The organism is Streptomyces sp. NPDC085866 (genome assembly GCF_044541035.1).
In the GTDB taxonomy this organism is placed as follows: domain Bacteria; phylum Actinomycetota; class Actinomycetes; order Streptomycetales; family Streptomycetaceae; genus Streptomyces.
Genome location: NZ_JBITSQ010000011.1, coordinates 57,487 through 83,909, shown reverse-complemented (window position 1 = coordinate 83,909; position 26,423 = coordinate 57,487). Strand labels below are relative to the sequence as shown.

26 protein-coding genes and 1 tRNA gene are annotated in these 26,423 nt (G+C 71.3%); 7 read left to right on the top strand and 20 right to left on the bottom strand.

What is annotated here, in order from left to right; all coding sequences use genetic code 11:
- Positions 1-10: 10 nt before the first annotated feature.
- Genes ACIF83_RS27535 through ACIF83_RS27525 form a run of 3 tightly spaced genes read right to left on the bottom strand, consistent with a single transcriptional unit; the run spans position 11 to position 2,353 of the window.
- Complete coding sequence (locus ACIF83_RS27535; RefSeq protein WP_399730839.1) at positions 11-670, bottom strand: DUF2637 domain-containing protein; 660 nt, start codon at positions 668-670, stop codon at positions 11-13.
- Positions 671-680: 10 nt separating this feature from the next.
- Entirely contained in the window at positions 681-2,021 is a 1,341-nt protein-coding gene (locus ACIF83_RS27530; RefSeq protein ID WP_399730836.1) for an FtsK/SpoIIIE domain-containing protein, read from the bottom strand.
- 2 nt (positions 2,022-2,023) lie between these two features.
- Positions 2,024-2,353 carry a hypothetical protein gene (locus ACIF83_RS27525; protein WP_399730833.1) on the bottom strand — a complete coding sequence of 110 codons (330 nt, stop codon included), beginning with the start codon at positions 2,351-2,353 and terminating at the stop codon, positions 2,024-2,026.
- A 162-nt stretch (positions 2,354-2,515) separates the two neighbouring features.
- Between ACIF83_RS27525 and ACIF83_RS27520 the strand changes: the two genes are divergently transcribed.
- The gene (locus ACIF83_RS27520) at positions 2,516-3,307 is read left to right on the top strand and encodes a GntR family transcriptional regulator (RefSeq protein ID WP_399730830.1); all 792 of its coding nucleotides are present in this window, start codon (positions 2,516-2,518) and stop codon (positions 3,305-3,307) included.
- A complete protein-coding gene (locus tag ACIF83_RS27515; protein ID WP_399730827.1) occupies positions 3,307-3,972 on the top strand; it encodes a YdcF family protein in 666 nt (221 codons plus the stop codon). The genes ACIF83_RS27520 and ACIF83_RS27515 overlap by 1 nt, the downstream gene beginning before the upstream one ends.
- A gap of 634 nt (positions 3,973-4,606) precedes the next feature.
- On the opposite strand, the gene ACIF83_RS27510 is transcribed toward ACIF83_RS27515, so the two are convergent.
- The 4 genes from ACIF83_RS27510 to ACIF83_RS27495 form a co-directional block, all read right to left on the bottom strand.
- Positions 4,607-5,056 (bottom strand): hypothetical protein, encoded by a 450-nt coding sequence (locus tag ACIF83_RS27510; RefSeq protein ID WP_399730824.1) that lies wholly within the window; start codon positions 5,054-5,056, stop codon positions 4,607-4,609.
- A gap of 523 nt (positions 5,057-5,579) precedes the next feature.
- Positions 5,580-5,828 (bottom strand): SCO4226 family nickel-binding protein, encoded by a 249-nt coding sequence (locus ACIF83_RS27505; RefSeq protein ID WP_390772584.1) that lies wholly within the window; start codon positions 5,826-5,828, stop codon positions 5,580-5,582.
- A 322-nt stretch (positions 5,829-6,150) separates the two neighbouring features.
- Positions 6,151-10,266, bottom strand: coding sequence for an AAA family ATPase (locus ACIF83_RS27500; protein WP_399730821.1), 4,116 nt, complete (start codon positions 10,264-10,266; stop codon positions 6,151-6,153).
- Positions 10,267-10,672: 406 nt separating this feature from the next.
- A complete protein-coding gene (locus ACIF83_RS27495; RefSeq protein ID WP_399730818.1) occupies positions 10,673-11,149 on the bottom strand; it encodes a hypothetical protein in 477 nt (158 codons plus the stop codon).
- Positions 11,150-11,317: 168 nt separating this feature from the next.
- Here ACIF83_RS27495 and ACIF83_RS27490 point away from each other — a divergent pair, with 168 nt between their 5' ends.
- Entirely contained in the window at positions 11,318-11,788 is a 471-nt protein-coding gene (locus ACIF83_RS27490) for a hypothetical protein (protein ID WP_393474776.1), read from the top strand.
- Positions 11,789-11,857: 69 nt separating this feature from the next.
- Positions 11,858-12,046 (top strand): ferredoxin, encoded by a 189-nt coding sequence (locus ACIF83_RS27485; RefSeq protein WP_393474779.1) that lies wholly within the window; start codon positions 11,858-11,860, stop codon positions 12,044-12,046.
- Positions 12,047-12,063: 17 nt separating this feature from the next.
- Here the strand turns inward: ACIF83_RS27485 and ACIF83_RS27480 are convergent, their stop codons facing one another.
- The 3 genes from ACIF83_RS27480 to ACIF83_RS27470 form a co-directional block, all read right to left on the bottom strand.
- Positions 12,064-12,834 carry a glycosyltransferase family 2 protein gene (locus ACIF83_RS27480; protein ID WP_399731211.1) on the bottom strand — a complete coding sequence of 257 codons (771 nt, stop codon included), beginning with the start codon at positions 12,832-12,834 and terminating at the stop codon, positions 12,064-12,066.
- A complete protein-coding gene (locus ACIF83_RS27475; RefSeq protein ID WP_393474785.1) occupies positions 12,831-13,478 on the bottom strand; it encodes a UTRA domain-containing protein in 648 nt (215 codons plus the stop codon). The genes ACIF83_RS27480 and ACIF83_RS27475 overlap by 4 nt, the downstream gene beginning before the upstream one ends.
- Positions 13,479-13,648: 170 nt before the next feature.
- On the bottom strand, positions 13,649-13,981 hold the full coding sequence (locus ACIF83_RS27470; protein ID WP_393474789.1) for a DUF6344 domain-containing protein: 333 nt from the start codon (positions 13,979-13,981) through the stop codon (positions 13,649-13,651).
- Between the two features lie 348 nt (positions 13,982-14,329).
- On the opposite strand from ACIF83_RS27470, the gene ACIF83_RS27465 reads away from it, so the two are divergent.
- The gene (locus ACIF83_RS27465) at positions 14,330-14,458 is read left to right on the top strand and encodes a DLW-39 family protein (protein WP_003999697.1); all 129 of its coding nucleotides are present in this window, start codon (positions 14,330-14,332) and stop codon (positions 14,456-14,458) included.
- 304 nt (positions 14,459-14,762) lie between these two features.
- Positions 14,763-16,025, top strand: a complete 1,263-nt coding sequence (locus ACIF83_RS27460) for a hypothetical protein (RefSeq protein ID WP_399730814.1) — start codon at positions 14,763-14,765, stop codon at positions 16,023-16,025.
- Here ACIF83_RS27460 and ACIF83_RS27455 read toward each other — a convergent pair.
- Positions 15,989-17,344, bottom strand: a complete 1,356-nt coding sequence (locus ACIF83_RS27455; protein ID WP_399730811.1) for a serine/threonine-protein kinase — start codon at positions 17,342-17,344, stop codon at positions 15,989-15,991. The two genes, ACIF83_RS27460 and ACIF83_RS27455, sit on opposite strands and share 37 nt — an antisense overlap.
- Positions 17,345-17,473: 129 nt before the next feature.
- On the bottom strand, positions 17,474-18,022 hold the full coding sequence (locus tag ACIF83_RS27450) for a helix-turn-helix domain-containing protein (protein ID WP_393474798.1): 549 nt from the start codon (positions 18,020-18,022) through the stop codon (positions 17,474-17,476).
- A 182-nt stretch (positions 18,023-18,204) separates the two neighbouring features.
- Between ACIF83_RS27450 and ACIF83_RS27445 the strand changes: the two genes are divergently transcribed.
- A tRNA-Ala gene (locus ACIF83_RS27445) sits at positions 18,205-18,277 on the top strand.
- A 94-nt stretch (positions 18,278-18,371) separates the two neighbouring features.
- Here ACIF83_RS27445 and ACIF83_RS27440 read toward each other — a convergent pair.
- The 8 genes from ACIF83_RS27440 to ACIF83_RS27405 all read right to left on the bottom strand — a co-directional run bounded on the left by ACIF83_RS27440 (position 18,372) and on the right by ACIF83_RS27405 (position 26,290).
- Complete coding sequence (locus ACIF83_RS27440) at positions 18,372-18,719, bottom strand: ArsR/SmtB family transcription factor (RefSeq protein WP_393474801.1); 348 nt, start codon at positions 18,717-18,719, stop codon at positions 18,372-18,374.
- A gap of 161 nt (positions 18,720-18,880) precedes the next feature.
- Positions 18,881-19,231: a zinc ribbon domain-containing protein YjdM gene (locus ACIF83_RS27435; protein WP_393474804.1), complete on the bottom strand. Its 351-nt coding sequence runs from the start codon at positions 19,229-19,231 to the stop codon at positions 18,881-18,883.
- 126 nt (positions 19,232-19,357) lie between these two features.
- Positions 19,358-19,777 (bottom strand): ATP-binding protein, encoded by a 420-nt coding sequence (locus ACIF83_RS27430; protein ID WP_399730806.1) that lies wholly within the window; start codon positions 19,775-19,777, stop codon positions 19,358-19,360.
- Positions 19,778-19,781: 4 nt separating this feature from the next.
- Entirely contained in the window at positions 19,782-21,494 is a 1,713-nt protein-coding gene (locus ACIF83_RS27425; RefSeq protein ID WP_398138745.1) for a SulP family inorganic anion transporter, read from the bottom strand.
- Positions 21,491-21,832 (bottom strand): ArsR/SmtB family transcription factor, encoded by a 342-nt coding sequence (locus ACIF83_RS27420; protein ID WP_393474812.1) that lies wholly within the window; start codon positions 21,830-21,832, stop codon positions 21,491-21,493. The genes ACIF83_RS27425 and ACIF83_RS27420 overlap by 4 nt, the downstream gene beginning before the upstream one ends.
- A gap of 140 nt (positions 21,833-21,972) precedes the next feature.
- Positions 21,973-23,076: a cytochrome P450 gene (locus ACIF83_RS27415; RefSeq protein ID WP_399730801.1), complete on the bottom strand. Its 1,104-nt coding sequence runs from the start codon at positions 23,074-23,076 to the stop codon at positions 21,973-21,975.
- A gap of 119 nt (positions 23,077-23,195) precedes the next feature.
- A complete protein-coding gene (locus ACIF83_RS27410; RefSeq protein WP_393474818.1) occupies positions 23,196-23,408 on the bottom strand; it encodes a ferredoxin in 213 nt (70 codons plus the stop codon).
- 98 nt (positions 23,409-23,506) lie between these two features.
- Complete coding sequence (locus ACIF83_RS27405; RefSeq protein ID WP_399730796.1) at positions 23,507-26,290, bottom strand: AMP-binding protein; 2,784 nt, start codon at positions 26,288-26,290, stop codon at positions 23,507-23,509.
- Positions 26,291-26,423: the final 133 nt, after the last annotated feature.

Below are 26,423 nucleotides of genomic sequence, written 5' to 3'. Positions count from 1 at the left end.
TCCCTGGTTGTCAGGTGAGCTGGAGTTGGGCGGCGATGGCTTGGCAGGTCGGGGCGGGCAGGCCGAGCCGGGCGGTGAGTGCGTCGGCGGTGATCTGCTCACCGGTGCTGGTGCGGTGTGCGTCGGCGATTGAACGGGCGTGGTCGAGCAGTGCCGGCGGAACGGCCGCGGCGGCCGGAGGCTTCACAGGCGCCGGGGTCAGTTCCGGAGCCGGGGCCGGGGCCGGGGGCACCGGTTCTGGTGCGGGGACGCGATGCAACTCGACGTCCGGAGCGGACGGTTGTTCGTCCGGCTCCGGCTCCACGGCAGCCGGGGCGGGGGCATGGACGAGGAGGGTGCCGCCGAGGAAGGCGAGTGCGGGCCATCCGGCGACGAGGATGCGCAGCCAGGCGGGCACCTGGTGCAAGTTGAGGAGTCCGGCAGTGGCGACGTTGGCGCCGAGCGATGCCGCCAAGGCGATGGCGAACCAGGTCCACGAGGACCGGTCCCGGCCGGCGCGCAGCCGACGCCAGGCGGCAACCAGCAACAGGTCGACCGAGACCGGATAGGCCCACGCCTTCCAGCCCGACTGTCCGGCCGCCGCCGCCAAGTCGTGCAAGTGCGCGAAGGACAAAGCACCGGCGATCACGGCTTGGATGAGGACGGCATCAGGGCGCAGCGAGCGATTCATGGCGATCCCCCTACTCCGTGACCGGCCGTGGCTTGACCAGCGACGGGCCCGTCTTCGGGGCGTCAGCGGGCACGTGCGGCCGGAACCGGTCCAGGGCGGGAAGGTCCGGGACCAGGTGGGCGAAGTCCCGGCACGCCGCCTTCGCCTCATCGCGGGACGTGTGGGGGGTGCGGATCTTCGCCCAGCCGCCGGAGGAGTCGGCCGCCACGGCGGTGCCGGGGCGTTCGGCGGGGATGAGGCTGGCGGCCGCTACGGCATCCGGGGCTACGTCGGCGAGGCCCATTTCGGCGGTCTGCTTGTCGTTGACGCGGTGCACGACGCGGCCGGTGAGCTGGGCGCGGAGCATGGTGGCGCCCTTGCCCAGCTCGGAGCCGAAGCGCTGGCCGCACACCTCCAGGTAGATCCCGACCGCGCGGGCCATCTGCGCCAGCCGGATCAACGCGGTGACGATCCGCTCCCGCCGCTCCTCGTCCTTCTTCGAGGAGATCAGGAACAACTCGGCCACCTCGTCGACCAGGACGACGACGGGCACCGGCCGCAACCGTTCGGGCAGGTCCCACATGTCCGAGACGCCATGCGTACTCAGCAGGTCGAAGCGGGACTCCATCTCCCCCACCAGCACATCCAGCAGCGAGGCCGAGTCGTCCGGGGTGGTGACCAGAGCCGACAGCCGAGGCGCATAGGCGGAGTGCTCGACACCGCGCTTGCAGTCGATCCCGACCAGCGCCACCGGCAGCCGCGCCAACCCCTTGACCAGGTTCCGCTGATACACCGACTTGCCCGAGCTGTTGGCGCCCAGAGTCAGCGCCATGGGCACCTGGCGGTAGTCCCGGACGAAAGCTGTCCCGTCCTCCCGCAGCGCCACAGGCACCGCCAGCCCCTCAGGGCGAGCCCCGCGCGGCAGCCTGACCTGACCCAGCACGTCATAGCCAGTCATCCGCAGCTCGACGTAACCCGGCTTGGTCTCGGCGATGGTGACCGAGTGCACACCCCAGGCATGCCGCAGCCGCTCGGAGGCGGCCATCAAATCGGCGGGTTCCAGGCCGGCGGGAAGCCGCAGTGTCACCCGAAGCCCGGTCGACGTGCCACGGACGCGGCGGACCTTCGGCGGGACCGGCAACACCTCACGACGAGCCACGTTCCGGGCGAGGAAGGCCCGCATCCGCGAGGGCTGTACCGTCAGCCCGCACACGTCCATCGTCGAGCGGTACGTGAAGGTGAACCGGCCCCAGGTGACCGGCAGCCCGACCAGAGACCAGTACACGCGCGGCGCCCGCACCTTCGCGTAGCCGAGACCCCCGACCCCTGCGAGAGCACCTGTGGCTTCCAGCACCATGGACAGATCGGTCATGGTCAGGCCGCCGAGGTGATCGCGGCCGCGCGGAACGAGATGCCGTGGCGCTTCTGGCCGTTGAACTCGTTCTCCCAGTCACGGGCCTTGAGGCCGATGACCTTCACGGGCATTCCCGGGGCCAAGCCCTCCGGATAACCGGTCTCCGGGATGGTGACCTGGTAGAGGTTTCCCTCACCCTCATCCGAGACCAGCAGGCCCACCGTCGACAGGGCGGCGCCGGTCTCCCGGTCCATCGCCCGCTCACCGGTCTTGGCGTTGGCCAGCTTCGGCGTCGGCGCGGTCGCCACGAACACCACGGCAGTCGACGTGTCGATCTTGAAGGACGGCATGGAGCACTCCCTGAGTTGGTGTGTGAGGGCAGCGCAAACTAGACCCTCTCCTGTCGCAGTCCCAGGACTGCGAGCGGCTTAAGGAGGCTGTGGCACGCAGTCCTGGGACTGTCAACAGTCCTGGGACTGTGCTGTACTGGACCTATCGAGAGGAGTCACGCGATGACGCCCAAGTGGCGAGAGCTGGCGGACAAGCTGGCTGAGCAGATCAAGCGAGGTGAATACGCCCCCGGCCAGCAGTTGCCGCAGATCAGAGAGTTGGTTGCAGCGGGCGAGGGCTCCAAGTCCACCGTCCACGCGGCTTACAAGGCTCTTGAGGCCGAAGGGCTGGTGACCTCGTCTCGTGGGCACGGCACCGTCGTGCGGGAGCGAGTTCCGCTCAAGCGACTCGGGATCGCCCGGTACGACAAGGCCAAGTGGCGGGATGGCGACGAGGTGGCGTTCATCGCGGACCGCGTGGCCTCTGGGCGTAGCTACCGGCGGAACGAGCAGACCCAGACCGTCAGCCTGGTGGAAGCCCCACCAGCGGTCGCAGCCGCGCATGGTCTACCTGAAGGTGCACAGGTGTACGCACGAGCACGCCTCGTGAAGGAAGGCGACCAGCCGACCCACACCCTGACCAGCTACTACCGGCCCGAGCACGTCGAGGGGACACGCATCGTAGACCCGACTCCCGGACCGGCCGGCCGCGGCGGCGGCTTCCGGGTGCTGTACGACGCGGGGTACGAGATCGACCACATGAAGGAGGAGCTTTTCGCCAGGGCTCCGACTCCCGATGAAGTGAAGCTGCTACAGCTGCCGCCGGGCGAACCCGTCGTCGAGTTGCATCGGACGACGTACACGGCCTCTGACACAGTGGTCGAGTTCGCCATCGGGGTACACGCGGCGTCGCGGTTCGCGTGGGAGTACGACTTCAAGGTGCCGGACTCCGCGAAGGACGAGAAGGGGCAGTGATGATCTCGACACAGGCATGGGCCGACACGCGACGCCTGTGGGACTACCACCAGATGGGCCACACCCTGCGGCCGTGCTCGGTTGCGATCGGACTTGGCAGCCACGACCTGGGTGTGGCCGATACGGCGGTAGATCTCTACAGGCGCGGTCTGGTGCCCCTGCTTGTGTTCACCGGAGCCACTAGCCCCACAACCCAGGAACGCATGCCGAGGGGCGAGGCGGTCCACTACCGCGAGCGAGCCCTTGAACTCGGCGTGCCCAGCTCCGCAGTCCTTGTCGAGCCGCACGCCCGCAACACCGCCGAGAACATCCGCTTCTCCAAGGCCGTACTGGAAGAGGCCGGAGTGGATGTGTCCTCCGTGCTCTTGATCAGCAAGCCGTACGAGGAGCGACGCGCATACGCCACGGCCCGCAAGGAGTGGCCTGAGGTGGAGTTCGTCAGCGCCTCCACGCCGATGACGCTTGAGGAGTACGTGGATTCCATCGGGGATGCCCGCCTGGTCATCGACATGTTGGTGGGTGCGCTTCAGCGCTTGCTGATCTACCCCGGGCGCGGATTCATGATCAGTCAGGCTGTGCCCGACGACGTGCTGGAGGCGTACGAGCGCCTGTGCCGCGAGGGCTTCACTAGCCGTCTCATTCCCACCGATCAGGCCGCCATCTAGGACCGGCTCAGCGCCAGGCAGTCAGGCCCTGACGGCGATGGCCGAGGTCTACGCGATCCGCATCACGGACGCCGTACGCGACAAGGCGCCGCACATCCCAACCACGTTTGGCCGCAAGCTGGCCCCGCTTATGAGCGATTGATCTTCGACCGAAGATCCCGGCCTGTTACAGGTTTCTCTACCTCATCAAGCCCCGGCTGCGCTCCGCTCCGCCGGGCACGCTCCCGGCTCCGCTCCGCGCGACGCTCCTGCCTTCGGCCCGCTCCGCGCGGGCTGCGCCGACGCGCGCCCACAGGTGGATAAGGCCGGTGGCCATGAGTCGATCACCGCACATCACGGCCACGGTCAGAACAGTGCCTCCGGCGGGGGATCGGCCGGCACCGGGATGGAGGGGGCGCCGCTTCCGGCTGCGGGTCCGTAGTGGCGTGCGCGGGGAGCTCCCATCCCGTCCGCCGTCGACCCAGGCAGAGCCGAGCGGACGCGGCCCAGGGCGTCAAGGTCGTTCGTACAGTGGCGCGCTCCACCTTGACGCCCTGAACCACGTCCGCTCCACGGTGTGTGGGTCGACGGCGGACGGGATGGGAGCTGGGGGACGGCTTTGGCTTATGCGGGTGGCGAGCGTTTGCGTCAGATGTCACTCCGGGCGAAGCCCGTACTCGCTCAACCATTCGAGTACGTCTTGGCGAGATGCCTCAACAAGGCGCCCTCCGGTGAAGCGGAGATCGTGGGTCACCTCTGCCACGCATTCTGGAGGGGGGACGAAGGACTGCGCCTCCTCATCGGTGGTGAACTCAGCCTCTGCGAGGATCAGGCCCTGGAGGTGGCCGCCGAAGACATCGACGCCCAGGGGCGGCACGCTGGAACGCGTCTTGGAGAGCACCGCAGCTGGCAGTGAGGCAAGCAGGTCGTACTCGTTCGACGACAAGTACGTATTCGTGATCAGGCCCTGAACGGCGCCCGAACGACGCATCGGCACCTTCTGGGTCAGCTTGAGCTCGCAGCCGCCGTCCGAGAAATCGGCACGTCGCAGCCGCAGACGTGTTCCCACCAGATACCGATCGGTGATCACACGGGTGGCGGTCACTGATGATGCCGTTGGAGGCTCAGTTAGCAGGAATCGTCTCTCCCTCTCGACGCGGGCGTACTTTCCAGGGTGCACCGTTTGACCTCGAGCTCCACCAGCCTTGTCCATCACGAGGACAGTTTCTCAGCTGCGCCCCTTCCAGAAGAACTGACAGGAAATCTGTCAAGAGGGGTTCGGTCGACTGACACCAACGGCTGACACCAACAGGTGCGGACAGCGCCGACCGACGCCGAATGGCAACGGACGGTCGGCCAAGGAGAGCGGTCGGTTGGCCGACCTTACCGACTCCCAGTGATCGACCTGATAAGGATGAGGCCACAGGTTCAAATCCTGTTAGCCCCACCAGCGAAAAGACCCCCGGATCATTGGTCCGGGGGTCTTTTGTTGCCGGGCTTTCCGGTCACGGAACCATCGGGCGGGCCAACTCTCACTGCTCTGCACTCTCTTCCCCGACAAGACCGCGGGCAGGAAAAAAGTGGCACGAGCCCCCAGGCCTGCGGTTCTCGTGGGCGGAGGGCTTTGTTCACGCAGTCAGGGGGACCTGGTGGATCTCGTCGGCCCGGTGACCAGCGCGTTCGTGGATGCGCTGGACCGCTTCAGCGGAGGGGGCCTCAGAGAGGCAGTAGACAGTGCCGGACTCCGGGTCCGCCCAGGTCTTCTCGAAGTGGACGCCCTCTTCCTTCTCGATGGCGAGATCGGCCCCGTGGGCCTGCTTCAGCTGGTCGGCCGTGATGCCGTTCATCCCGTGATGGACATCCATGAACTGGGGCATGACGTCGCGCCTCCTTCCGGCTGCCGCGTCCCGGCGAACGGCCGAGTCGCTGTGGGGTCCGTTATCTCCATCCTGTGCCCGTACCACCGTGATGGCGACCGTGCAGGCCCGGCCAGCGGGTGCCCAGCACGCAGGGCCGGTTGGTCGACCCTGCGGAACCCTCGCGGAACGCACGGCTTCCGCTTCACGGTACGAAAAAAGGCCCGACCGCTGGCGACGGGGGATGCACCAGCGATCGGGCTATGGCCAAGGGTAACAAGGTTGAGCCGCTTGCGGGAGATAACGGGCCTGTTGGTTGGGGTAGTTGGCTGATCTTGATCGGTCAGTCGGCGCACGGAGGGTCGTACGACAGGCGCGGGAGGTACTCGTGCCACCTCTGCGGGGTCAGAACGTCCCTGGTCACCGAGCAGATGTGCTGGATGGACGCGTCGGCGTCCAGGCGCCACAGGCGGATCGTGTCGGCGCCGCTGGACACCCCGAGGACGTGGCTGTCGGGGCTGAAGGACAGCCAGTTGCCCGTCTTGGCGTAGGGGCTCATCGACTGGCCGATGGGAGTGGCCGACGAAGGGTGGGTGAGGTTCCAGAGCCGGACCGTGTTGTCGTCGCCGCCGCTCGCCAGGGTCTGGCCGTCCGCGCTGAACGTCAGCGAGGTGACTGCCTCGGTGTGGCCGGTGAGGGGGGAGCCGAGAGCGGTCGCCGCCCGGGGGTCGGTGACGTTCCACAGCCGTACGGTGTCGTCGTCGCTGCCGCTGACGAGGGTGCGACCGTCGGGGCTGTAGGCGAGGGCGTTGACGGGGCCGGAGTGACCGGTGAGCGGATGCCCGATCCGGGTGACGTGGCCGGGGTCGGTCACGTTCCACAACCGGATGGTGAGGTCCGCGCTGCCGCTGGCGAGAGTGTGCCCGTCCTGGCTGAAGGCGAGGGCGTTGACGTAACCCCGGTGGCCGGTGAGCGGCTTGCCGAGCGGGACGGTACGGGAGGGGTCGGTGACGTTCCACAGCTGGATGGTGCGGTCCTCGTAGGCGGTGGCCAGGGTGTGGCCGTCCGGGCTGTACGCCACCGTGTGGAAGCCCGCGAAGCGGGTGCGCAGCGCGATGGGCGGCCCGGCGGGGACCGGACGGGCCGGATCGGTGACGTTCCACAGGTACAGCGTCCCCGTCCCGTTCAGTACGGCGAGGGTGCGGCCGTTGGGGGAGAACATCATCGAACGGTGGCCGCCGTCGGCGCGCATGAACCGCTTGCCCAGCGCCACGGGCCGGTCGGGCGCCGCCACGTTCCACAGCCGGACCCTGCCGTCGCGCGCGGCCGTGGCCAGTATCTTGCCGTCCGGGCGGAAGGCCCCACTGCGGCCGATCATGTCCCGTGTCGGTACCGACCACAGACGGACCTTGCTGTCACCGCTGCCGGTGGCGAGGGTGCGGCCGTCGGGGCTGAACCCCAGCGCGAACATCTCGCCGCTGCTGCCCGCGAGCGGCGCGCCGATCTGTGACGGGGATGCCGGATCGCTGACGTTCCACAGGCTCGCCGTGCTGTCCGCGCTCGCCGCGGCGAGCCGGCCGCCGTCGGGGCTGAAGGCCACCGACCAGATGGGGCCGGTGTGCCCGGTGAGGGGTGAGCCGATCGGTGCCGCGTGCGCGGGGTCGGACACGTCCCACAGCCGGAGGGTGTCGTCCGCGCTGCCGCTGGCGAGCGTGTGCCCGTCGGGGCTGAAGGCCACCGAGTGGACGATGTCCGTGTGGCCGCTCAGCACCGTGGGCAGGGCCTTGGCGTGCCCCGGATCGGCGGTGTTCCACAGTCGGATCGTGTCGTCGTCGCCGCCCGCCGCGAGTGTGCGCCCGTCGGGGCTGAACGCCACGCAGCGCACCGCCGCCGTGTGGCCGCCCAGCGTGCGCAGCGGCTTGGGCCGGCTCGGGTCGGCCACGTTCCACAGCCGGACGGTGCGGTCCTCGCTCGCGGAGGCCAGCGTGTGTCCGTCGGGGCTGAAGGCGACCAGGTAGATCGTGCCCGTGTGGCCGGTCAGGGGCCGGCCCAGCGGTACCGGGTGGGCGGGGTCGCGCACGTCCCAGAGCCGGATGGTGCCGTCGTCCCCGGCACTGGCCAGGGTGTGTCCGTCCGGGCTGAAGACCGCGCTGCTCACCCAGCTGGTGTGTCCGGTGAGGGGCTTGCCGAGTGGCTTGGGGCGGCTGCGGTCGGCCACGTTCCACAGGCGGACGGTCCGGTCGTAGCTGGCTGTGGCCAGTGTCTTGCCGTCGGGGCTGAAGGAGGTGAGGTAGACGGCGCCGGTGTGGCCGAGCAGGGGGGTGGCCAGGGGCGCGTTCACGATCGAGATGAGGCGGCTGTACGTCCCCTCGTCGCCCGGCCGCAGGCGGTGGGCCACCAGGTCGAGCTGGGCGGCCAGCGAGGGGTCGGTGTGCTGGACCCGGTCCGCCTCCGCGAGCACCTGTTCGAACACGGCGTCGTCCCGCTGCTGCCACGCCACCACCGCCGAACCGGCGGCCAGCACGGCGAGGACGACCAGCGCCGCCACGGCCCCGCGGCTGATCAGGACCGTCCGCTTGCGCAGCCGGACGGAGGCGGCCAGGAACTGCACCGCGCTGCGGGTCAGGTAGGTGTCCCCGGCGGACTTCGCCCAGCCGCGGGCCTGCTCCAGGCGCGAGCCGCGGTAGAGCAGCGAGCTGTCCCGGTCCGAGGCCTCCCAGGCGCGGCCGTCCTCCTCCAGCCGCTGGCGCACCAGATGGTCGCTGCGGTCCTCGTCGATCCAGTGGCGCAGCCGTGGCCAGGCGTGCAGCAGCGCCTCGTGGGTGATCTCCACGGTCTCCGCGTCGAGGGTCACCAGCCGGGCGCGGACCAGGGTTTCGAGCGACTCCTCGGTCTTGCCGGGGTCCGCCGACTCCTGCGCCAGCTGACGCCGTGTGCCGCGCCTGCGTGTGGCCTGGGTGTCCTCGCCCAGCCGGACGAGCCGCAGCAGGAGCAGCCGGGCGGCCGTGCGGGCGGCGGGGTCGAGGCTGGACCAGGCGCGCTCGGCGGTCGCCGCGACCGCGCCCTGGATGCCGCCGGCCGCGCGGTAGCCGGCCAGGGTCAGCCGCCCCGACTTGCGGCGCTGCCAGGTGGCGAGCAGGGCGTGGGAGAGGAGTGGGAGCACTCCGGCGTCGTGTGCGCCGCGCGGGCCGTCGGCGCTCACCTCCCGCACGATCAGCTCGGCCAGCCCCGGCTCCAGCTCCAGTCCCACGGCCTTGGCGGGTCCGGTCACCGCCTCGCGCAGCTCGGCCGTGGTCAGCGGCCCGAGCACCATGTGCCGGTGCTGCAGCGCGTCGGCCAGTTCCGGATAGACGAGGCACTGCTCGTAGAAGTCGGCGCGGATTCCGAGGACCACGACGACGGGCGCGGGGCCGGGCGAGTCCGCGGGCGGGGTGCAGGCCGCGTGCAGGAACTGGAGGAAGGTACGGCGGTTGGGCTCGTCGGGGCAGAGGGTGAAGGTCTCTTCGAACTGGTCGACGATGATCACCGGGCGGGTCGCCGGTGACGCGTCCGCAGGGGTGGCCGTCGAGGCGTCGCCGGACGTGGCCCCGCCAGAGCCGTCCGGGGTGACCGACACGTCCGGGGGTGTCTCCCGGCGCGCCCACGCCGTGACCGCCTCGCGTACCGCCTCGGCGAAGTGCGGGGCGTCGGATCCCGGCGCCGCCGGGTTCTCCGCGGCGTCCTCCTCGGCCTGCCGCGCCTTCGCGGCCAGGGTGGTGAGTTCCGGGATGCGGCGGGTCAGCTCGCCGAGCGGATCGGCGCCCGGCACGAGCTGGAGCACGGCGCTCGGCCGACCGCCGCCGTCCCCGAGCGCGCCGCTCTCCACCGCGGGCACCAGACCGGCGTTCAGCAGCGACGACTTCCCGGCCCCCGAGGCACCGACGAGCATGATCAGGCCGCCCGACCGTTCCGCCGCGCGCAGCTGGGCCACGAGGGCCTCCGTGCTCCGCTCCCGCCCGAAGAACCAGCGGGCGTCCTCCTGGCGGTAGGGGGCCAGTCCCCGGTAGGGGCACACACCGCCGGCGACGGGCGGGGCCTCGGCCGTCGCCTGTCGGTTCTCCTCCGGGGGCGCCGCGGGGCGCTCGCCGGCCGGGTCGGCCAGCGCGCGCTCCCACAGGCGCTGCCACTGTGCGAGGTCGTACAGGCCACTGGAGACGGGAACGGGCCGGGCGCGCCGGGCCTCCGGGATCAGGATCTGCAGGACGGCCGCGAGGGCGGCGAACTGGGCCGGTACGTTCTTGGCGCGCCGCCAGTCGCTGATGCGCTGGGCGGACACCCGCACGGGGCGCCCGCGCTCGTCCACGCGCTGCAGTCGTACGACCGCCTCGGACACGCTCTTGAGGGGAGGGTTGCCCGCCTCCTTGTAGAGCAGCGCGAGACGCTCGGCGAAGGCCACGCGTGCCCCTGAGTCGGAACCCAAGGTCCCACCCCTTACTCCCACCGTGTCTGGACGTCCGGACCGGAAAACTCACCCTATACGGCTGACCTGCGGTTACACCGGGGTCCGGAGACCGGAACCTCCTCGTCGTGGACGACAAATGGCAGGATCACGACGCGGTGTCCGCCGCATCACACACCGTCCGGACAGGCCACCGGCTCAGCGCTCGGAAAGACACCCAGGGCGCCGAACGTTCTCGGTCAACTTCTCCGAGAGCGCCGGCGACATCGACGGCATCCAGCGACATCACGGACATGCACTTCGGTCCGTGCCGACACGCCGACGCGGCACGGACCGACGACATCCGCTCCGTTCGGCACCGGCCCGCACGTGGGGAGGGGCCGGTGCCGGACGGGTCGGGTACCGGTACCTCCTGGACGCCTGCCTTCTAGACGATCCACCCCGCCGCGCGGGCGGCGGCGACTGCATGGTGTTCGGCCTCGTCGGCCGTGGCGTTCAGTGCCGCGTTCCGGCCGGGTGCCGTGCCGCCCGCGGCGGTTGCCGCCGCCTGGGAGGCGGTCAGGGCGGCGCGCAGGGCCGGGGCGGCGCCGGCGGTGTCGCGCGAGGCGGCCACCTGGGCCGCCAGGGCGGCCGCCGCGGCGGCGTTGCGGGCGCAGCGGGCGTCCGCCGCGGGATCGGGCGCACTCGCCGCCAGCGCGTCGAGCGATCCGGCCGACAGCCGCAGCGCGGCCGCGGCCCTGCCGACGGGGCTCGTCGGCACGAGCTGGGCGGCCTCCTGGGTGATGCCCGCATGGCGGCAGGTGGCGGCGGCACGGTCGTACGCGCTGCGGGCGCGGTCGGCGTGGATCTTTCTCAGCGCCGCCGACGCCGCGGTTGCGGTCACTGCCTCTTCGAGTCCGCTCATCTTCGGTCTCCCTCTGCCGAGACGGCTCCGTGTGCTGTCGGGACGGGGCGCGGGCAGGGTGCCATGCCGGCCGCGAAGAGGCCAGAAGCGTGCCGCGGATCGCCCTGGAAACCTGACGGTCCGTCAGCTAAGGTCGGCCCGCCTGCCGTTCCCGAAGGGGTGAGTGCCATGGTGAATCGTCCCGATTGCCCGCAACCTCCCGGTACCCCGCGCTGGGTCGCGATGTTCTACCAGCCCTCCCAGGCCTCCTGGCGGCTGGGCGCGGAGTCCCCCGACCGAACCCCCGTGCTGTACGCCGTGGGAGACATGGCCCAGACCGTACGCGCGCGCGGAGACGAGGTGACGGTCGCGGTGTGGGGCCCGCAGGACGGCGCCTGGCACCGGTTCGACACCCCGGCCGCCAGGCCGTCCGCGCCCGAGCCGTCCCCGGCACACCCCGACGAGCCGGCCAAGCTCGCCGAGCGCATGTCGGACCGCCGCCACCAGGTGCTCATGGCAGGTCTGAGCAAGGCGGGGCTGTACGACCTCTCCCCCGAGGACGCCGAGGCGGTGCGGGCGCTGGTCGACCGGCTCGACGAACCGACGGTCCGCCGGGTCGCCCACTGGCTCGCCGCCGCGGGCGCGCCGCAGCGCGGCTAGGATCCACCGGTTCACCGGGCGGCCCGCAGGGCAGTGACGTCCTGAAAGTCAGTCGAGGCTGGAGGACGTATGAAGGTCTCCGTCGACCGTGCCGTGTGCTACGGCTCCGCCGAGTGCGCGCACCGGGCCCCGTCCGTGTTCGCGTTCGAGGACGAGTACGGCGTGGTCCGGCCCGGCCGGGAAGAGTCCGGGGACGATCCACAGGTGCGCGAGGCGGCCGAGAAGTGCCCCTCGCAGGCCATCGTGCTCACCGGATGAGACGGAGCGGGCCCCGGTCAGCCACCGGCGGGGTACGTCCACCCGAAGTCCGCCAGCGCCCGCGCCCTTGCCTCCGCCACGGCCATGCGCGCCTCCCGCTCGGCCGGGTCGACATGCGAGGCCTGTCCGGTCGCCTGCCCCTCCCACTTCCGGTACAGCAGCCCCACCTCGGCGGAGAACCAGCCGCGGCTGACCGCGTTCAGCGCCAGCAGCAGTCCCGTGTCCTCGGAGGCGGGCAGGGCCATCCAGCCGCCCAGGGCCGTCAGCAGGTCCCGGCGGACGCAGAGCGTCGCCGGATGCACCTGGGCCCGGAACCCGTTCTCCTTCCAGAAGCGGAGGACGGCCCCGCGCTCGACCGGGCCGTCGTCCGGGTCGCCGGGGAAGCCGGCCGTGGAGCCGTCGGGCAGCAGGTCCAGGACCCGGGAGGTCGTCCAGCCGATCGTGCGGTCCTCCTCCAGCACGGCCAGGTCGCGGGCGAGGGTGCCGGGCGGGAGCTGGTCGTCGGCGTCCAGGACCTTCACGTACTCCCCGGCGGCGTGCGCCAGCGCGATCGTGCGGGCGATACCGGGCCCGCCCGGCCGGCCCTGTCGGAAGCCCACCCGCTCGTCGTGCGGGACGTACGGGCGGACCGCGTCCGTCGTGCCGTCCTCCTGGATCACCCAGTCCCACTCCCAGCCGTCCGGAAGCCACTGCTCGCACAGGGACTTGTAGGCCTCCGGCAGGAAGCGGGCGGACGGGGCGTGGACAGCGGTGACTACGGTGATGCGCCGGGGCACGGCGGCATTCACCACCTTTCCAGACGAGTGGTGAAGAGCAGTTCCGTACGGTCGCCGGGAAGAACGACGTCGGAGACGTCCACGGCCCGGCCGCGGGTGTCGTACGAGGTCTTCCGGAGCAGGATCACCGCCGTGCCGGCCGGCAGCTCCAGCTCCCGGGTCTCCTCCGGGGTCGGCGGACGCGCGGTGAAACGTTCCTCGACGCGGTCGATCTCCACACCCACGGTGGCGAGCTGGTGGTGGGTGCCGCCGGGCCAGGGCTCGTTGGACACGTCCAGGAGGTCGGGGTTGGCCGCCGCCACGGCGTGCAGGAGATAGGAGGTGACGAGGCTGAAGGGGGCCGTCTCCGCCGCGCACCGCGTGCGGTAGCTGCGTTCGAGGAGCGTTGTCCCCTCCGGCACGCCGAAGACCTCGGCGAGCGGTCCGGGTGCCTCGATCGTGCGGTAGCGCGCCAGGAAGACGAGGTCGGCCGGCACCAGACCGCTGTCGTGCTCCGTGGCGCCGGTCGCGGCCCGGGTGGTCCGGGGCTGCCGGGCCCGGTCCTTCTCCCACTGGTGACGGCCGCTGTCGCGCACCACCCGGGTGCGCGGACGCCGTACGAACGTGTCGCGCCCGTGCGGCCTGTCGTCCGCGATCTCCTCGTAGGCCCTGGGCACGCGTCCAGGCTACGACTCCTGAAGCGGACCTGACGACCTGGCGGTCGTGGTCCCGTGAAACGCGCGAGACCCCCGGCCGGGCCCGGCCGGGGGTCTGTCCGTGTCGACTGGTGCGTACGCAAGTCGCCGTCATGTCGAAACGTCTGCGGTCCTGCGTGCTGCCGTGCGGCTCAGCAGTCGAGGGGTGCCGTGGACTGGTCCGCCGGGTCGGTCTGCGCTTCCGTCTCGTCGACGGGGCGGTGCCGGCAGCTGGGGGACTTTCCGTGGGCCTCGGCCCGGATCCGTTGCTTCATCGTGGGGGGCAGTGACTTGCCATGGGACCAGGACCAGTGGTGCATCGCCGGGATCGTCGGGATCGTCCGCTGCGCGGTGGTGGCCCGCGGGCTCTCGGTCCGGGGTGCGGCCGTCGCGGTGGTGGCGGTGGCGAGTCCGAGCGCCGTGCACAGCGCGAAGAAGGCGGTGACGATGGCGGTCCACAGCTTCATGACCTTGTTCTGGGTCATGGCCCCTCACTTTCGGGTTGGGCGATTTGCGTACTTTCCTCATGATGTGTATGAGGTTCGCGAAGTGGTGGACCTCCGCCTGTGGCGCGTCGATGTTCCGATGAACACCACTCGGATGGGCGTAAGAAGGTCGGAAAACCGCCAAAACCAGGTGAGGGAGTGCGAAGGGGGAGCAAAGTCACGGTCTGTGGGGGTGTGATCACCCTCCGATCGGAGCGGCGCCGACCTGGTCTATTGCGCTGCCGGGGGCGGGAGTTGGGGGCCGACGCAGGTCACCGATCGATATCGGTCGGTGTGTATAGTCGGGCGGCAGAGGTCCCCTACGTCAAAGAAAGACGAGGTCGCGCGGTGAAGAAGCTGCTCCTGGTCGCACTGGCCGCCATCGGCGGGCTCCTCGTGTACCGCCAGATCCAGGCGGATCGCGCCGAGCAGGATCTGTGGACGGAGGCGACTGACTCCGTGCCCACGGGTTCGTGAGTACCGATCCAGAATCTGATCAGACCCCGGCCGCCTGCGCGGTCGGGGTTTTGTGTTGTCCGGGCGGATCCCCCGGCACGGCTCGTGTTGCGGGCCCTCGACGGGTGGTGTACGCGTTCCTGCGGGGCGCGGAGGCACGGGGACTCACGGGGCGGGTGTTTCGGACGGCCGTACGGATTCCACGGATGGCGCAGGGGCGCCCGGGGCAGGATGGGCCACGGTCGGGTACGCGGCGGCGGAGGGGTGGCACGTGCGGGGGCGAGGGCGTACGACGTGGTGGCGGCGGGGTGGCCGGGCGGCTGTCGTGACCGCCGTCCTCAGCGCCGTGGCCGCGCTGCCGGGCGGGATCGCGGCAGCCGGCGATCCGGGGACCTACGCCTTCGCTCCGGATGCCCTGCCGGTCACCGGCGCGACGAGCCCCGCCGACGCCCCACGGCTGGAGCCAGGCCGGACCTACCGCAGTTCGCTTCCCAGCAACGGCAGGCGCTTCTACCGCCTCGACCTCGCCACCGCGACCACCACGGCGTACGTCCCGGTCACCGCCGTACCCCCCGCCCACGCCACGGTCACGGCCACCGACGGCATCCGTGTCTCGGTCCGGGACGCCGGAGGCGGCTCCTGCTCCAACGCCTCCGCCCGCTTCGGTGCCGCACTGAGCCCCCGTCCGGTCACGGCCCTGGCCGCGCGCGAGCCCGGCCGGACGCTGTGCCCGGGCGCGGGGACGTACTACGTGCTCGTGGAACGCGTCGACTCCGGTACGGCGGGCCAGACACAGCCATGGGACCTGGAGATCAAGCCGGTCACGGAACCCCGCCTGGCGAAGGCCGGGCCCACCACCGCGCCCCGGGCCTGGGACTCCGCCTCCCCCGAGCCGCTCGCCGGCGACCCCCGCGACCGGACCGGCGGCACCGGCTTCACCACCGCCCGGCTGCTGGGCGAAGGGGTCTGGCGGACCCGCATCACTCCGGGGCGGACCCTCTTCTACAAGGTGCCGGTCGACTGGGGTCGCCGGGTGCACGCGGTCGCCGAACTGGCCGGCTCCACGAGCGGCCACGGCTATGTCGGCGGCGCTCTGAACCTGTCGCTCTACAACCCGGTCCGCGGGCTCGTCGACGACGCCTCCCTCGGCTACACCGGCACCCGGAAGCCCGTCGCCCTCGCACCGCTGCCGCCGGTCTCGTACGCCAACCGGTACGCCGTGTTCACCGGGGAGAACGCGATGCGCTTCGCCGGTGACTACTACCTGGTCGTGCACCTCAGCGAGCAGATGGCCGACACCTTCGGGCAGGGGCCGTTCGACGTGACGCTGCGGGTACGGCTCGACGGGCAGGCCCAGGGCGGGCCCGGGTACGCCGGGCGCCCCGTACCGGACGACGTCTTCACGATCACGGAACAGGACCGGGAGGCGGCGGCGACCGGGAGCACGGGCGGCGGTGACACCGCGATGCGGGCGCTCGCCGTCGGGGGGATCGGTACCGGGACCGCGCTGCTGTTGGTGCTGGGCGTGTGGACCGTGGCTGCCCGGCGGGCTCAGACGCGGGTCAGCGCCCAGAAGCCCACGGCGTAGCAGGCCAGCGCCAGAAGCAGGATCGGGATCGCCGCCTTGGCCGGGGGGCCGGGGCGGCGGGCGGCGCGGCGGCCCCGGCGGCCGCGCGCGCGGGGTGTTCCCGCCGGCCGCACGGGAGGCGGAACCCGCGGGTCCTGCGCGGTGTACGAAGCGGTGGAGGTGTCGACGAGCGGCTGCGCCTGAGGGACCGGGGGCGGAGGGGTTGCCGGGGCGGGGGGCAGGCCGTGCTGGGCGCCGGGGTGTGCCTGCCGGGCGTACGGCTGGGGACTCGGGGTCGGCTGTGGGGGCGGGAGGTGGAAACTGCCGGTGTCCGACATCGCGGGAAGCGCGGAGTGCTGCGAGTCGCTGTCGCTCGGGCGGGGGTCGGCTGCCGGTGCCTCGGTGCTGTCGGAGTCCGTGGCCGATTGTGCTTCCCGTACCCGGTCTCCGGACGCCCGCTCGAGCGGGCCGTCGGGGCCGAACCCTGAGGGCAGCGGCCCGAGTTGGTCGAAGATCTCGATCAACTCGTCGTCGGGGCCGGGCTCCGGCAGGAGTTCGGCGGCGGAGGCGAGCGCCTTGCGTGCTCCCGTGGCGGTGCGGAAACGGGCCGTCGGATCGGGCTGGAGCAGGGTGGCGACGACCTGCCAGAGCGGCTCGGGAACTCCCTTGGGCGGGCCGGGAGTTCCGTGTTCCGCGAAGTACTGCACCAGCGCCTTGGCGTCGGGCTTGGCACCTTCGAGCAAATACAGGGCGACCAGGCCCACGGCGAACAGGTCGGCGGGGAAGTCCGGGTCGGCGCCCAGCATCTGCTCGGGCGCCAGGTAACCGGGCGTGCCCACCACGAGGTTGGTCTCCGTCAGCCGGGGTTCCCCGAACCGCATGGCGATGCCGAAGTCGGACAGTCTGAGCCGCGGCCGGCCGGTGCCGGTGGCTTCGAGCAGCAGGTTGGCGGGCTTGATGTCCCGGTGGACGACCCCTTCCGCGTGCACCGCGGCGAGCCCCGACAGGAGCTGGTCGAGCAGGAGGCACACGTATGCCGGCGGCAGTGGTCCGTAGTCGCCGACGAGGTGGACCAACGAGCCGCCCCCGACCAGATCCATGGTGAACAGGACCTTGTCGTCGTCGGCGGCCCAGCTGGCCGGGGCGAGGACATGGGGGTGGTCGATGCGCAGCGCCTGTTCCCGTACGAAGCGCAGCAGTGAGTGGGCGTCGCGCTGCTGGAGCACCTTGGCGGCCACATAGCGCCGGCGCCGGTGGTCCCAGGCACGCCACACGGCGCCCGCGCCGCCACGCCCGATCGGGTCGGCCAGCTCGTACCGGCCGGCGAAGACCTCACCCATGGCAGTCCGCCGCTCCTCCCCCTAGCCTCGCGTTCCCCCTCTACCCCCTCTACCCCCTGTGCCCCCTGCATCCCCCCTTACGCCCCTGGGCCCGGCCCCGGACCCCCTCCGAGGAACCGGGCCCCGGGGTCAGTTCTGGTGGGACTGGTAGTGCGCGACCGCGTCCGAGGTGCGGCCGGCGCCGTAGACCCGGAGGAACTCTGCCAGTTCGGGGTGGCTCGGGGCGAGAGTGTCGGCGGCCTCGATGATGTCGCCGGCAGCGGCCACCGAGCGCAGCAGCGACTGGATCTCTCGCACCACGCGCTTGACCGTCGGTGCCCCCGAACCGCTCGTGGTCTGCGTGGTGTTGCTGAGCACGGATCCCCCCTGGGACTTCTTGATCTCGTCCATCCGGTCGGTCGCCTCGGCCGCGCTGACGCTGCCGTCCGCGACCTGTGCCGCCAGCTCCTGCAGCAGTTGCACCCGCTGGACCACCGCGGGATTGCCGATCTTGGCGCGCTGGCCGCTCATCAGCTGCGACAGCATCGGGGCCGACAGGCCCAGAACCGCCGCGAGACGGGCCTGGTTGAGCCCGAGATCGTCGATGAGCTTACGGAAGAGCGCCCCCAACGGCTCCCCGTACCAGTTCCGCTGCAGCTCCCGCGCTCTCGCGGTCGCTTCCTGCTGTGCGGCGTCCATTGCGTCTCCCCATCGCTTCCCCAAAAAATCCGCGGTTCGCTGTAGCGAACCACGACGAGCATCTTACGGAGAGTGGTCATCCGCGGGGACCCCCAATCTTTTTGCGGGATACGGGGGGTGACCCGGTACTCTGGTCTGCGGCGCCCGCCGGAACGCAAGATCCGGCTGACGCTTCCCTTTCCGGGGCCTTAGCTCAGTTGGTAGAGCGCCGTCTTTGCATGGCGGATGTCAGGGGTTCGACTCCCCTAGGCTCCACACTGTATGACCCCTCTGACCTGCGGAAACGCGGTTGGAGGGGTCTTTTGCGCGAGCGGCCCGCGTTCCTGTGGGCGCGAGCGCCGGGCCGGCGCTACGGCTGCTTCCCCTCCGACTGGGCCGCCTTCAGGTCGGCGAGCAGTTCCGCCTGTCCCGTCAGCACGCCCGACAGGATCGTGCGCGCCACCCGCAACAGTTCCGCCACCTCCGGGCTGGTCAGCGAGTAGTACACGTTCGAGCCCTCCTTGCGGGTCCGCACCAGGTTGGCCCGCCGCAGCACGGCCAGTTGCTGGGACAGGTGCGCGGGCTCGATCCCCACCTCGGGCAGCATCTCCGCGACCGAGTGCTCGCGCCGGCTGAGCAGTTCCAGGACGCGGATGCGGGCCGGGTGACCGAGCGTTTTGAAGAACTCGGCCTTCATCTGGTAGAGCGGCGTACTCACCGTGCCGTCCCCTCCCCGGCGCGGCACGGTCCCACCGGCCGGACCACTCGCCATCGCATCCACCCACTCGTCACGAACATGCGACCCATCCTCGCGCGCGGCACCGGCAGAACCGAACCCGCACCGAGGAGGCGGGCCGCACGGGTGCCGGGAGCTCCGGTTCAGACCTTCTTGACCACGCTGGACTTCAGCTGCATGGCGCCGAACCCGTCGACCTTGCAGTCGATGTCGTGGCCGTCCACGCCGTCGACGAGCCGGATGCCGCGCACCTTCGTGCCCGCCTTGATGCCGGTCGGGCTGCCCTTGACCTTGAGCGTCTTCACCACGGTCACGGTGTCGCCGTCGGCCAGCACGTTGCCGACCGCGTCCCTGATCACCCGGTCCCCGCCCACGTCGGCCGATCCCTCGGACGTCGACCACTCGTGGCCGCATTCGGGACAGACGAGGAGTGCGCCCATCTCGTAGGCGTACGCACCGGAGCATTCGGGGCAAGAAGGGAGGTTTTCGCTCATGGGAACAGTCTCTTTCATTCAGTGAGCCGATACGGATGTCGTGCGGGGGTCACGCGGGCCGGCCTTCGGCGGGCCGGCGCCGCGGAACTTCCTTGTGCGGTGGCGGCGAGGGGCTGCGGTCCGGGGTCACAGGGGCAAGGTGATCCAGATGCCCTTCCCCTTGCCGTCGGCGTGTGGGCGCACGACTGCGGTGCCGCCCAGCCCGAGGGTGAGCTCCATGACGGTGGCCAGCCCGCCGGTCCTGGTGTCGGCCAGGGCGCCGTACAGCTGGGGCTGGTAGGGGTGACGGTCGTGGACGGCGAAGGCCAGGCAGTCCCGGCTCGCCGCGTAGACCACGGTGAGCTGCGGGGAGAGCACGGCGGCGTGCCGGACGCCGTTGGTCACCAGTTCGCTCAGGATCAGCAGGGCCGGGCCCACGGTGGGGTGCCGCAGCCCGATCCCCCATTCCGTCAGGACCTGTTCCGTCGTCTCCCGGGCGGTGCGCACCGCCGCCGACACGGCGGGCAGGGTGAGCACATGCCGCAGCGGCAGGGCTTCCGCCTCCATCGGCTCATGCCTCCGGGGCGGGCTGGGCGGGCAGGACTCCGGCGTGCTCCAGGTGGTTCCGTGCGGCCCGGAGGGCCTCGGGCGTGGTGGCGTGGTCCCGGCCCTCGTGCCGCAGCAGTTCGAGGGCGCCGACGGATTCGAGGACCTGGCGCTGGCCCGGGCGTATGCCGGAGGCCAGGACGAGGATGCCGCGCCGGTTCAGCTTCTCGACGGCGTCCTTGAGGACGAGGGCGCCGGTCGCGTCCATCGTGGACACCCGGGACATGCGCAGCACGACGACCCGTACGTCCGCGACCTCGGTCAGTTCGAGCAGGAAGCGGTGCGCGGCGGCGAAGAACAGCGGCCCGTCGATCCGGTACGCCACGATGTGCTCGGCGAGCAGCGCGTGCTCCTCGGCGCTGTGGTCGCCCCGGTCGAGGGGCATCTGGTCCAGGCGGGCCTGCTTGGCCACGGCGCGCAGGGCGAGGGCGCCGGCGACGACCAGGCCGATGATGACGGCGTGGACGAGGTCGAGGACGAGGGTCGCGACCGCGGTCAGGCCGAGTATCACGGCGTCGGACCGGGTGGCCCTGGCCATCGCCTTCAGTGAGCCGACCTCGACCATGCGGATCGCGGTGGCCAGCAGGACGCCCGCCAGCGCCGCCAGCGGGATCTTCGCCACCAGGGGTGCCGCCGCGAAGACGATCACCGTGAGGACGGCGGCGTGCGTGAACGCGGCCAGCCGGGAGCTCGCTCCGGTGCGCACGTTCACCGCGGTACGGGCGATCGCCCCGGTGGCCGGTACACCGCCGAACAGCGGGGCGGCGATGTTGGCCAGGCCTTGTCCGAACAGCTCACGGTCCGGGTCGTGCTTCTGCCCGACCGTCATGCCGTCCGCGACCGACGCCGACAGCAGGGACTCCAGGGCGGCCAGCGCGGCGACCGCCACGGCGGGGGTGAACAGGGAGCCGAGCGAGCCGAGGTCGAGGAAGGACAGGGAGGGCGCGGGCAGCCCCGACGGCAGGCCGCCGATCGGCTCGGCCGAGTCCAGGCGGGCGGCCTGCGCGACGACGGTGGCGGCGATCACGGCGACGACGGAGAAGGGGACCGCCGGCCGCCACCGGGCACCGGCCAGCATGACCGCGGCCACGGCGACCGCGAGGCCGACGGCGGTCCAGTTCGGCGCCTTCGCGAACTCCTCGACCGCCCGCCAGGTGACGACGAGCACCCGGTCGCCCTCGGGCCTGGACACGCCGAGCGCGTTCGGGACCTGCTGCAGCCCGATCACGCAGGCGATGCCGAGGGTGAAGCCCTCCACCACGGGGGCGGGCACATACTGCATGTACTTCCCGGTCCGCAGCGCGGCCAGGGTGACGAGCATGACACCCGCCATCAGCCCGACGGCGAGCACACCGGTGGGCCCGTACCGGCCGACGATCGGTACGAGGACGACGGTCATCGCCCCGGTCGGCCCCGACACCTGCAGATCGGACCCGCCGAACAGGGCCGCGAGCGCGCCGGCGACCACCGCGGTGGCCAGGCCCGCCTCGGCGCCGAGCCCGGAGGAGACCCCGAAGCCCAGGGCGAGGGGGAGCGCGACGATCGCCACGGTGAGCCCGGCCAGCAGGTCCCGGCGCGGATCACGCCGCATCCGGGTCAGATCGGAGCGGGAGGGCAGCAGCGAGGCGATCCGCCCCCGGACCGTCCGGGCGAACGCCGTACTCGACGCCGTGCTCATCGGGCGGTGACCGGGGTTTCCCGCAGCTCGGCCAGCAGCTCGTTCCGTCCGGCGAGCATCTCGGTCAGGATGCGGCGCGCGGCCTTCATCAGGTCGGCGACGTCACCGCCCGCGAGTTCGTAGACGACGGTCGAACCCTCGCGGGTGGAGCTGACGATCCCCGAGCGGCGCAGTACCGCCAGATGCTGGGACAGGCCGGAGGGCTCCACCTCGATGGCGGCCAGCAGCTCCCGCACCGGCAGCGGTCCGTCCTGCAACAGCTCCAGCACCCGGATCCGTACGGGGTGCCCGAGCATCCGGAAGAACTCGGCCTTCGCCTGGTACAGCGGAACCGACATGGCCCCTCGACTTCCTTGCTTGCGAGCACGACGAACACAGCATCTAACCAATTGCAGAATTTCGCAATTGGTCTATCCGGCAGGTATGCGGTGCGGGAAGTCGACCGGAAGCGGGGCTTATGCCCTGGTTCTCTGGCGGTTCACCAGGTGACGGCCAGCTCGTCCACCCCGTAGAAGGCCATCTCGGCGCGGTACGGGATGGTGTCGGGCGGCTGGGCCAGTCGCAGGTGCGGGAAGCGGTCGAGCAGGGCTCGGTAGGCGAGCCGGAGTTCCAGGCGGGCGAGGTTCTGGCCGAGGCACTGGTGCGGACCCGAGCCGAAGGCGAGATGGCGGTGCGGTGCCTGCCTGGCGATGTCGAGTCGCTCGGGGGCGGGGAAGGCGTCCGGGTCGCGGTTGGCCAGCTCACCTGCGCAGATGATGCCTTCGCCGGCCCGGATGAGGTGTCCCCCGATCTCGATGTCGGCCAGTGCGACGCGACGTCGGCCGGTGTGGGCGGTGGACAGGTAGCGAAGCAGTTCCTCGACGGCGTTCGCCGTCTGCGCGGCGTCGGCGGCGCGGACCGCGGCGAGCTGCTCGGGGTGCCGCAGCAGGGCGCACACGCCCAGCGCGATCATTCCTGCCGTCGTCTCGTGACCGGCCACCAGGAGGAGACGGGCCTGTTTCGCGCACTCGTCGGCCGTGCTCAGGCCGGTTGCCAGGTAGTGGGTGGCGAGGTGGCCGAGCAGGTCGTCGGCGGGGTTCTCCCGCTTGGCCCGGAGGAGATCGCCGAGGTAGCCGAGGATCTCCCGGGAGGCGCCGAGGGACTCCTCGGCGGTGCTGCGCACATTGAGCATCGTGGCACTGGTGCGCTGGAAGAAGGCGTGGTCCTCGTAGGGGATGCCGAGCAGATCGCAGATCACCAGGGAGGGGAGGGGGAGCGCGAAGGCGGTGACCAGGTCCGCGGGCGGCCCGGCCGACTCCATGGTGTCGAGGAGGTCGTCGATCAGGCTCTGGATGCGGGGCCGCATGGCCTGCACGCGGCGGACGGTGAAATAGCCGGCGAAGCGGCGGCGCTGGTCCCGGTGCTCCGCGCCGTCCATCGTGATGAAGGTCCGGTTGTGTGCGATGAAGGCCTCGTTCACGGCGTTGATGCTCGGATAGCCGGGCCGGGTGCTGTCCGCGCCGACCCGGCCGTCCCTCAACAGCGCCAGCTGGTCGGCGTGCCGGGTGACGAGCCAGGCCGTCTCGCCCTTCCAGGTCGTCACACGGACGAGGGGAGATTCCGTCAGCAGCCGGAGATGAGCGACCGACGGGTCGAAGGGACGGCCGGGGTCGCGCGGACCGGGGTAGGCGACGGGCTCCGTCGGGGCTGTGCGGGACCGGTTCACCGCGTCGCCTCCGCGGTGAGGCCGATGGCGGCCGCCGGGCAGAGCCGCGACGCCTCCTCGACGGCGTCGTACAGGCGGGCGGCCGGGTGGGGGTCCAACAGGACCACGACGCCGTCCTCCTCCCGCTGGTCGAACACCTCCGGTGCCGTCAGTACGCACAGGCCCGCCCCGTAGCACCGTTCGGCATCCGCTGTGATGTGCGGTCGCACGATCCTCCTCGTCCTCTCTTCCGTTTCCCGGCCCGGTCGCCCGGGCCGTGGGACCGGCCGCCCCGCCGGGGGAAGCGAGGCGGCCCGGGTCTCCTCGGTCAGCCCTCGGACAGGGCGCGGTTCAGCTCGGCCCGCAGGACGGCCTGGAAGGCGCCGATGTGCTGCGGGTCGAGCATCGTGTGGTGTTCGCCGGGCACCTCGGCATAGGTGTTCTCGCCGCGGGTGAAGTCGTCCCACTTCCTCAGGTGCTTGTGCAGCCACTCGTCCTTGGAGCCGTGCAGCGGCGTGGCGTACAGCACGGTCACGGAGCCGACCCGGCCGGACGGCCGGTGGACGCGGGCCAGCTCCGTCAGGCTGTGCGCCAGGTCCATCCACGACGTGAGCTTTTCGAGGTCCACGTCCAGTTCCGTGACGCGGCGCGCGTCGGAGATGTCCAGGATCAGGGCGTGCTGTTCCTCCTTCGGCAGCGGACGGAGCCGTTCGGGCAGTCCGTCGAGCTGCTGCCGGGAGATCAGGCCGAGGAACATGGCCAGGTTCGCCGCGGTCTCGGCGTGGTCGAAGCGGTCCATCCCGACGATGTGCGGCGACAGATCGAAGCTGCCGACGAAGTCCACCCGCTCGCCCTCGGCCTCCAGTTGCTTGGCCACCTCGAAGGCGGCCGCCGCGCCGAAGGAGTAGCCGGCGACGGCGTACGGTCCGTGCGGCTGCCGCCTGCGGATCGCCTCCGTGTAGCAGCGCGTCATCTCCTTCCAGCTGCCGAAGGGTTCGGCCGTGCCGTCGAACCCGCGGGCCCGCAGGGCGTAGAAGGGCCGCTCGTGGACGAAGTACTTGGCGAGGTTGACGAAGACGAGCACTTCGCCGCCGCCGGGGTGGATGCAGAACAGCGGTGTTCCGGTGCCGCTGGTCTGCAGGGGGACGACCGGGTCGTACCCGGACTGTCCGGCGTCGCGGGTGCCCTCGATGCGGGCGGCGAGGTCGCGGACGGTGGGCGCGGTGAACAGACTGATCAGCGGCAGCTCGGTTCCGGGGAGTCGCTGCTCGACAAGGTTCTTCAGGCGCAGGGTGTCCAGTGAGGTACCGCCGAGGTCGAAGAATCCGGCGGTCGCACTGATCGACTCCGGGTCGGTCTCGAAGAGTTCGGCGTACAGCTCGGCGAGCAGCCGCTCGGTCGGTCCCTCGGGAGCCACGTGTCCGCCGAGTTGGCGGGTGATCAGTTCCTCGGTGCTCTTGCGGTGGTCGTCGTATGCGCCCTCCTCCAGGCGGCGGCGCATGAGCGAGCGCTGGATCTTTCCGAGGCTGGTCTTCGGGAACGCCTCTTCGGGCAGGGGGAGCAGCAGCGCGGGGCGGAAGCCCCAGTGCAGGACCACGCTGTTGCGTACGGCGACGAGCGTCCGGTACAGCGCGTTGTCGTCCGACGCCGTGCCGGGTGCCGGGGCGAAGGCGACCACCAGCTGCTCGGTGTCGCTGCCCCGGGGGCGGGTGGGGAAGGCGGCGACGAACGACCTCGCCACTCCCTCGACCTCGTCGAGGACGGTCTCCAGGTCGTGGCTGAAGTAGTTGACGCCGTTGACGATGACGCAGTCCTTGCTGCGCCCCACCAGGCTCAGCCGGCCTTCGTCGAGCCGGCCGAGGTCGCCGGTGCGGAACCAGCCGTCGTCGGTGAGGGCCGCGGCGGTCGCTTCCGGGTTGTTGCGGTAGCCGCGCGTGACCATCGGTCCGCGGACCTGCACCTCGCCCAGCGCGCCCGGCTCGGCGGCCGCGTCGCCGTCCCCGGCGGCGATGCGCACCTCCATTCCGGTGACGGGCCTGCCCACGGCCGCGAACTCGGCGCCCAGGTCGGCCCGCGGGAACTCGCGGTGGTAGATGCTGCCGGCGCACGTCTCCGTCATGCCGAACGCGGGCCACAGGACGTCACGGCGCAGCCCGTACGGGGCGAGCCGGTCGAGGAACGTCACGCCGGTGGCGACGGGGTTGGCCTCCCCGCCCGTGATGATGTGGCGCAGGCAGGACAGGTCGAGGTCGCGGGCCCGGTCCGGCTGGTCGAGGGCCTTGTTGATCAGTCCCAGCAGGAAGTTGGGCGCGAAGGTCGACGTCACCCGGTGTGCGTCGATCAGCTCGAGGAACCGCAGCGGATCGGTCAGCAGGGCTGCCGGCGGGACCTGTAGCTGCCGGGCGCCCGCCCGCACCGACAGCATGTGCGTCTCGAGCAGGGCGCCCACATGGTCGTACGAGATCCAGTTGAGCGTGGTGTCGGCCGCCGTCAGCGAGCGGGCCTCGGCCTTCGCGGCCAGCGAGGCCAGCAGGTTGCCGTGGGTCAGTTCGACCGCCTTGGACGCACCGGTCGACCCGGAGGTCAGCATGAGCAGCGCCGTGTCGGCCCGGGTGGACGGGTGCGGTCGTACGGCGGCCGGGTCGATCGGGGCGGCCACCCTGCCCAGGTCCTCGATCGCCGTGACGGCCAGGCCCGGCACGTCGGGCAGGGTGCCGCGGGTCCGCTCGTCGGTGATCAGCAGCGGGCCGTCGAGGAGCCCGGCCACATGGGTGAGCTGGGCGGCCCAGCGCTCGGGATCACCGGTCACCGCTGCCAGCGGGCAGACCGGGTGGCCGCCCAGCAGACAGGCCCACAGCGCGGGCAGGAGCGCCTCCGCGTCCTCCAGCAGCAACGCCACCGCCCGCCCGGGAACCACCCCGGCCTCCCGCAGCGCGCCCAGCAGCCGAAGGGCCTGCCCGAGCAGTTCCGGATACGTCTGCTCCCGGCCGCGCTCACCGGGGGCCGGGTCCGCGGAGAGAAAGCGCACCCCGTGCTCCCCGGCCTGCCGTGCGGCGGTCTCCAGAAGGTTTCCGGCGTGCTGAATTCCCGCTGAGACGGGGCGGATCGTCATCTGTGTTCCTCTCCTGTTCCTTCTGCCGAAGGGAATGTCAGGACCCGATCGGGAAAGTAGGCCGACGGACGCAGGTGCACACCATCAGGCTGGGAAATGGCAGCAAGCTGTCAGTACGCCGACGGCACTTAAC

Coding starts and splice junctions, on each gene's coding strand:
- ACIF83_RS27535 (WP_399730839.1), bottom strand. CDS start 670: ATGAATCGCTCGCTGCGCCCTGATGCCGTCCTCATCCAAGCCGTGATC.
- ACIF83_RS27530 (WP_399730836.1), bottom strand. CDS start 2,021: ATGACCGATCTGTCCATGGTGCTGGAAGCCACAGGTGCTCTCGCAGGG.
- ACIF83_RS27525 (WP_399730833.1), bottom strand. CDS start 2,353: ATGCCGTCCTTCAAGATCGACACGTCGACTGCCGTGGTGTTCGTGGCG.
- ACIF83_RS27520 (WP_399730830.1), top strand. CDS start 2,516: ATGACGCCCAAGTGGCGAGAGCTGGCGGACAAGCTGGCTGAGCAGATC.
- ACIF83_RS27515 (WP_399730827.1), top strand. CDS start 3,307: ATGATCTCGACACAGGCATGGGCCGACACGCGACGCCTGTGGGACTAC.
- ACIF83_RS27505 (WP_390772584.1), bottom strand. CDS start 5,828: ATGCCCCAGTTCATGGATGTCCATCACGGGATGAACGGCATCACGGCC.
- ACIF83_RS27495 (WP_399730818.1), bottom strand. CDS start 11,149: ATGAGCGGACTCGAAGAGGCAGTGACCGCAACCGCGGCGTCGGCGGCG.
- ACIF83_RS27490 (WP_393474776.1), top strand. CDS start 11,318: ATGGTGAATCGTCCCGATTGCCCGCAACCTCCCGGTACCCCGCGCTGG.
- ACIF83_RS27485 (WP_393474779.1), top strand. CDS start 11,858: ATGAAGGTCTCCGTCGACCGTGCCGTGTGCTACGGCTCCGCCGAGTGC.
- ACIF83_RS27470 (WP_393474789.1), bottom strand. CDS start 13,981: ATGACCCAGAACAAGGTCATGAAGCTGTGGACCGCCATCGTCACCGCC.
- ACIF83_RS27455 (WP_399730811.1), bottom strand. CDS start 17,344: ATGGGTGAGGTCTTCGCCGGCCGGTACGAGCTGGCCGACCCGATCGGG.
- ACIF83_RS27450 (WP_393474798.1), bottom strand. CDS start 18,022: ATGGACGCCGCACAGCAGGAAGCGACCGCGAGAGCGCGGGAGCTGCAG.
- ACIF83_RS27435 (WP_393474804.1), bottom strand. CDS start 19,231: ATGAGCGAAAACCTCCCTTCTTGCCCCGAATGCTCCGGTGCGTACGCC.
- ACIF83_RS27430 (WP_399730806.1), bottom strand. CDS start 19,777: ATGGAGGCGGAAGCCCTGCCGCTGCGGCATGTGCTCACCCTGCCCGCC.
- ACIF83_RS27425 (WP_398138745.1), bottom strand. CDS start 21,494: ATGAGCACGGCGTCGAGTACGGCGTTCGCCCGGACGGTCCGGGGGCGG.
- ACIF83_RS27420 (WP_393474812.1), bottom strand. CDS start 21,832: ATGTCGGTTCCGCTGTACCAGGCGAAGGCCGAGTTCTTCCGGATGCTC.
- ACIF83_RS27405 (WP_399730796.1), bottom strand. CDS start 26,290: ATGACGATCCGCCCCGTCTCAGCGGGAATTCAGCACGCCGGAAACCTT.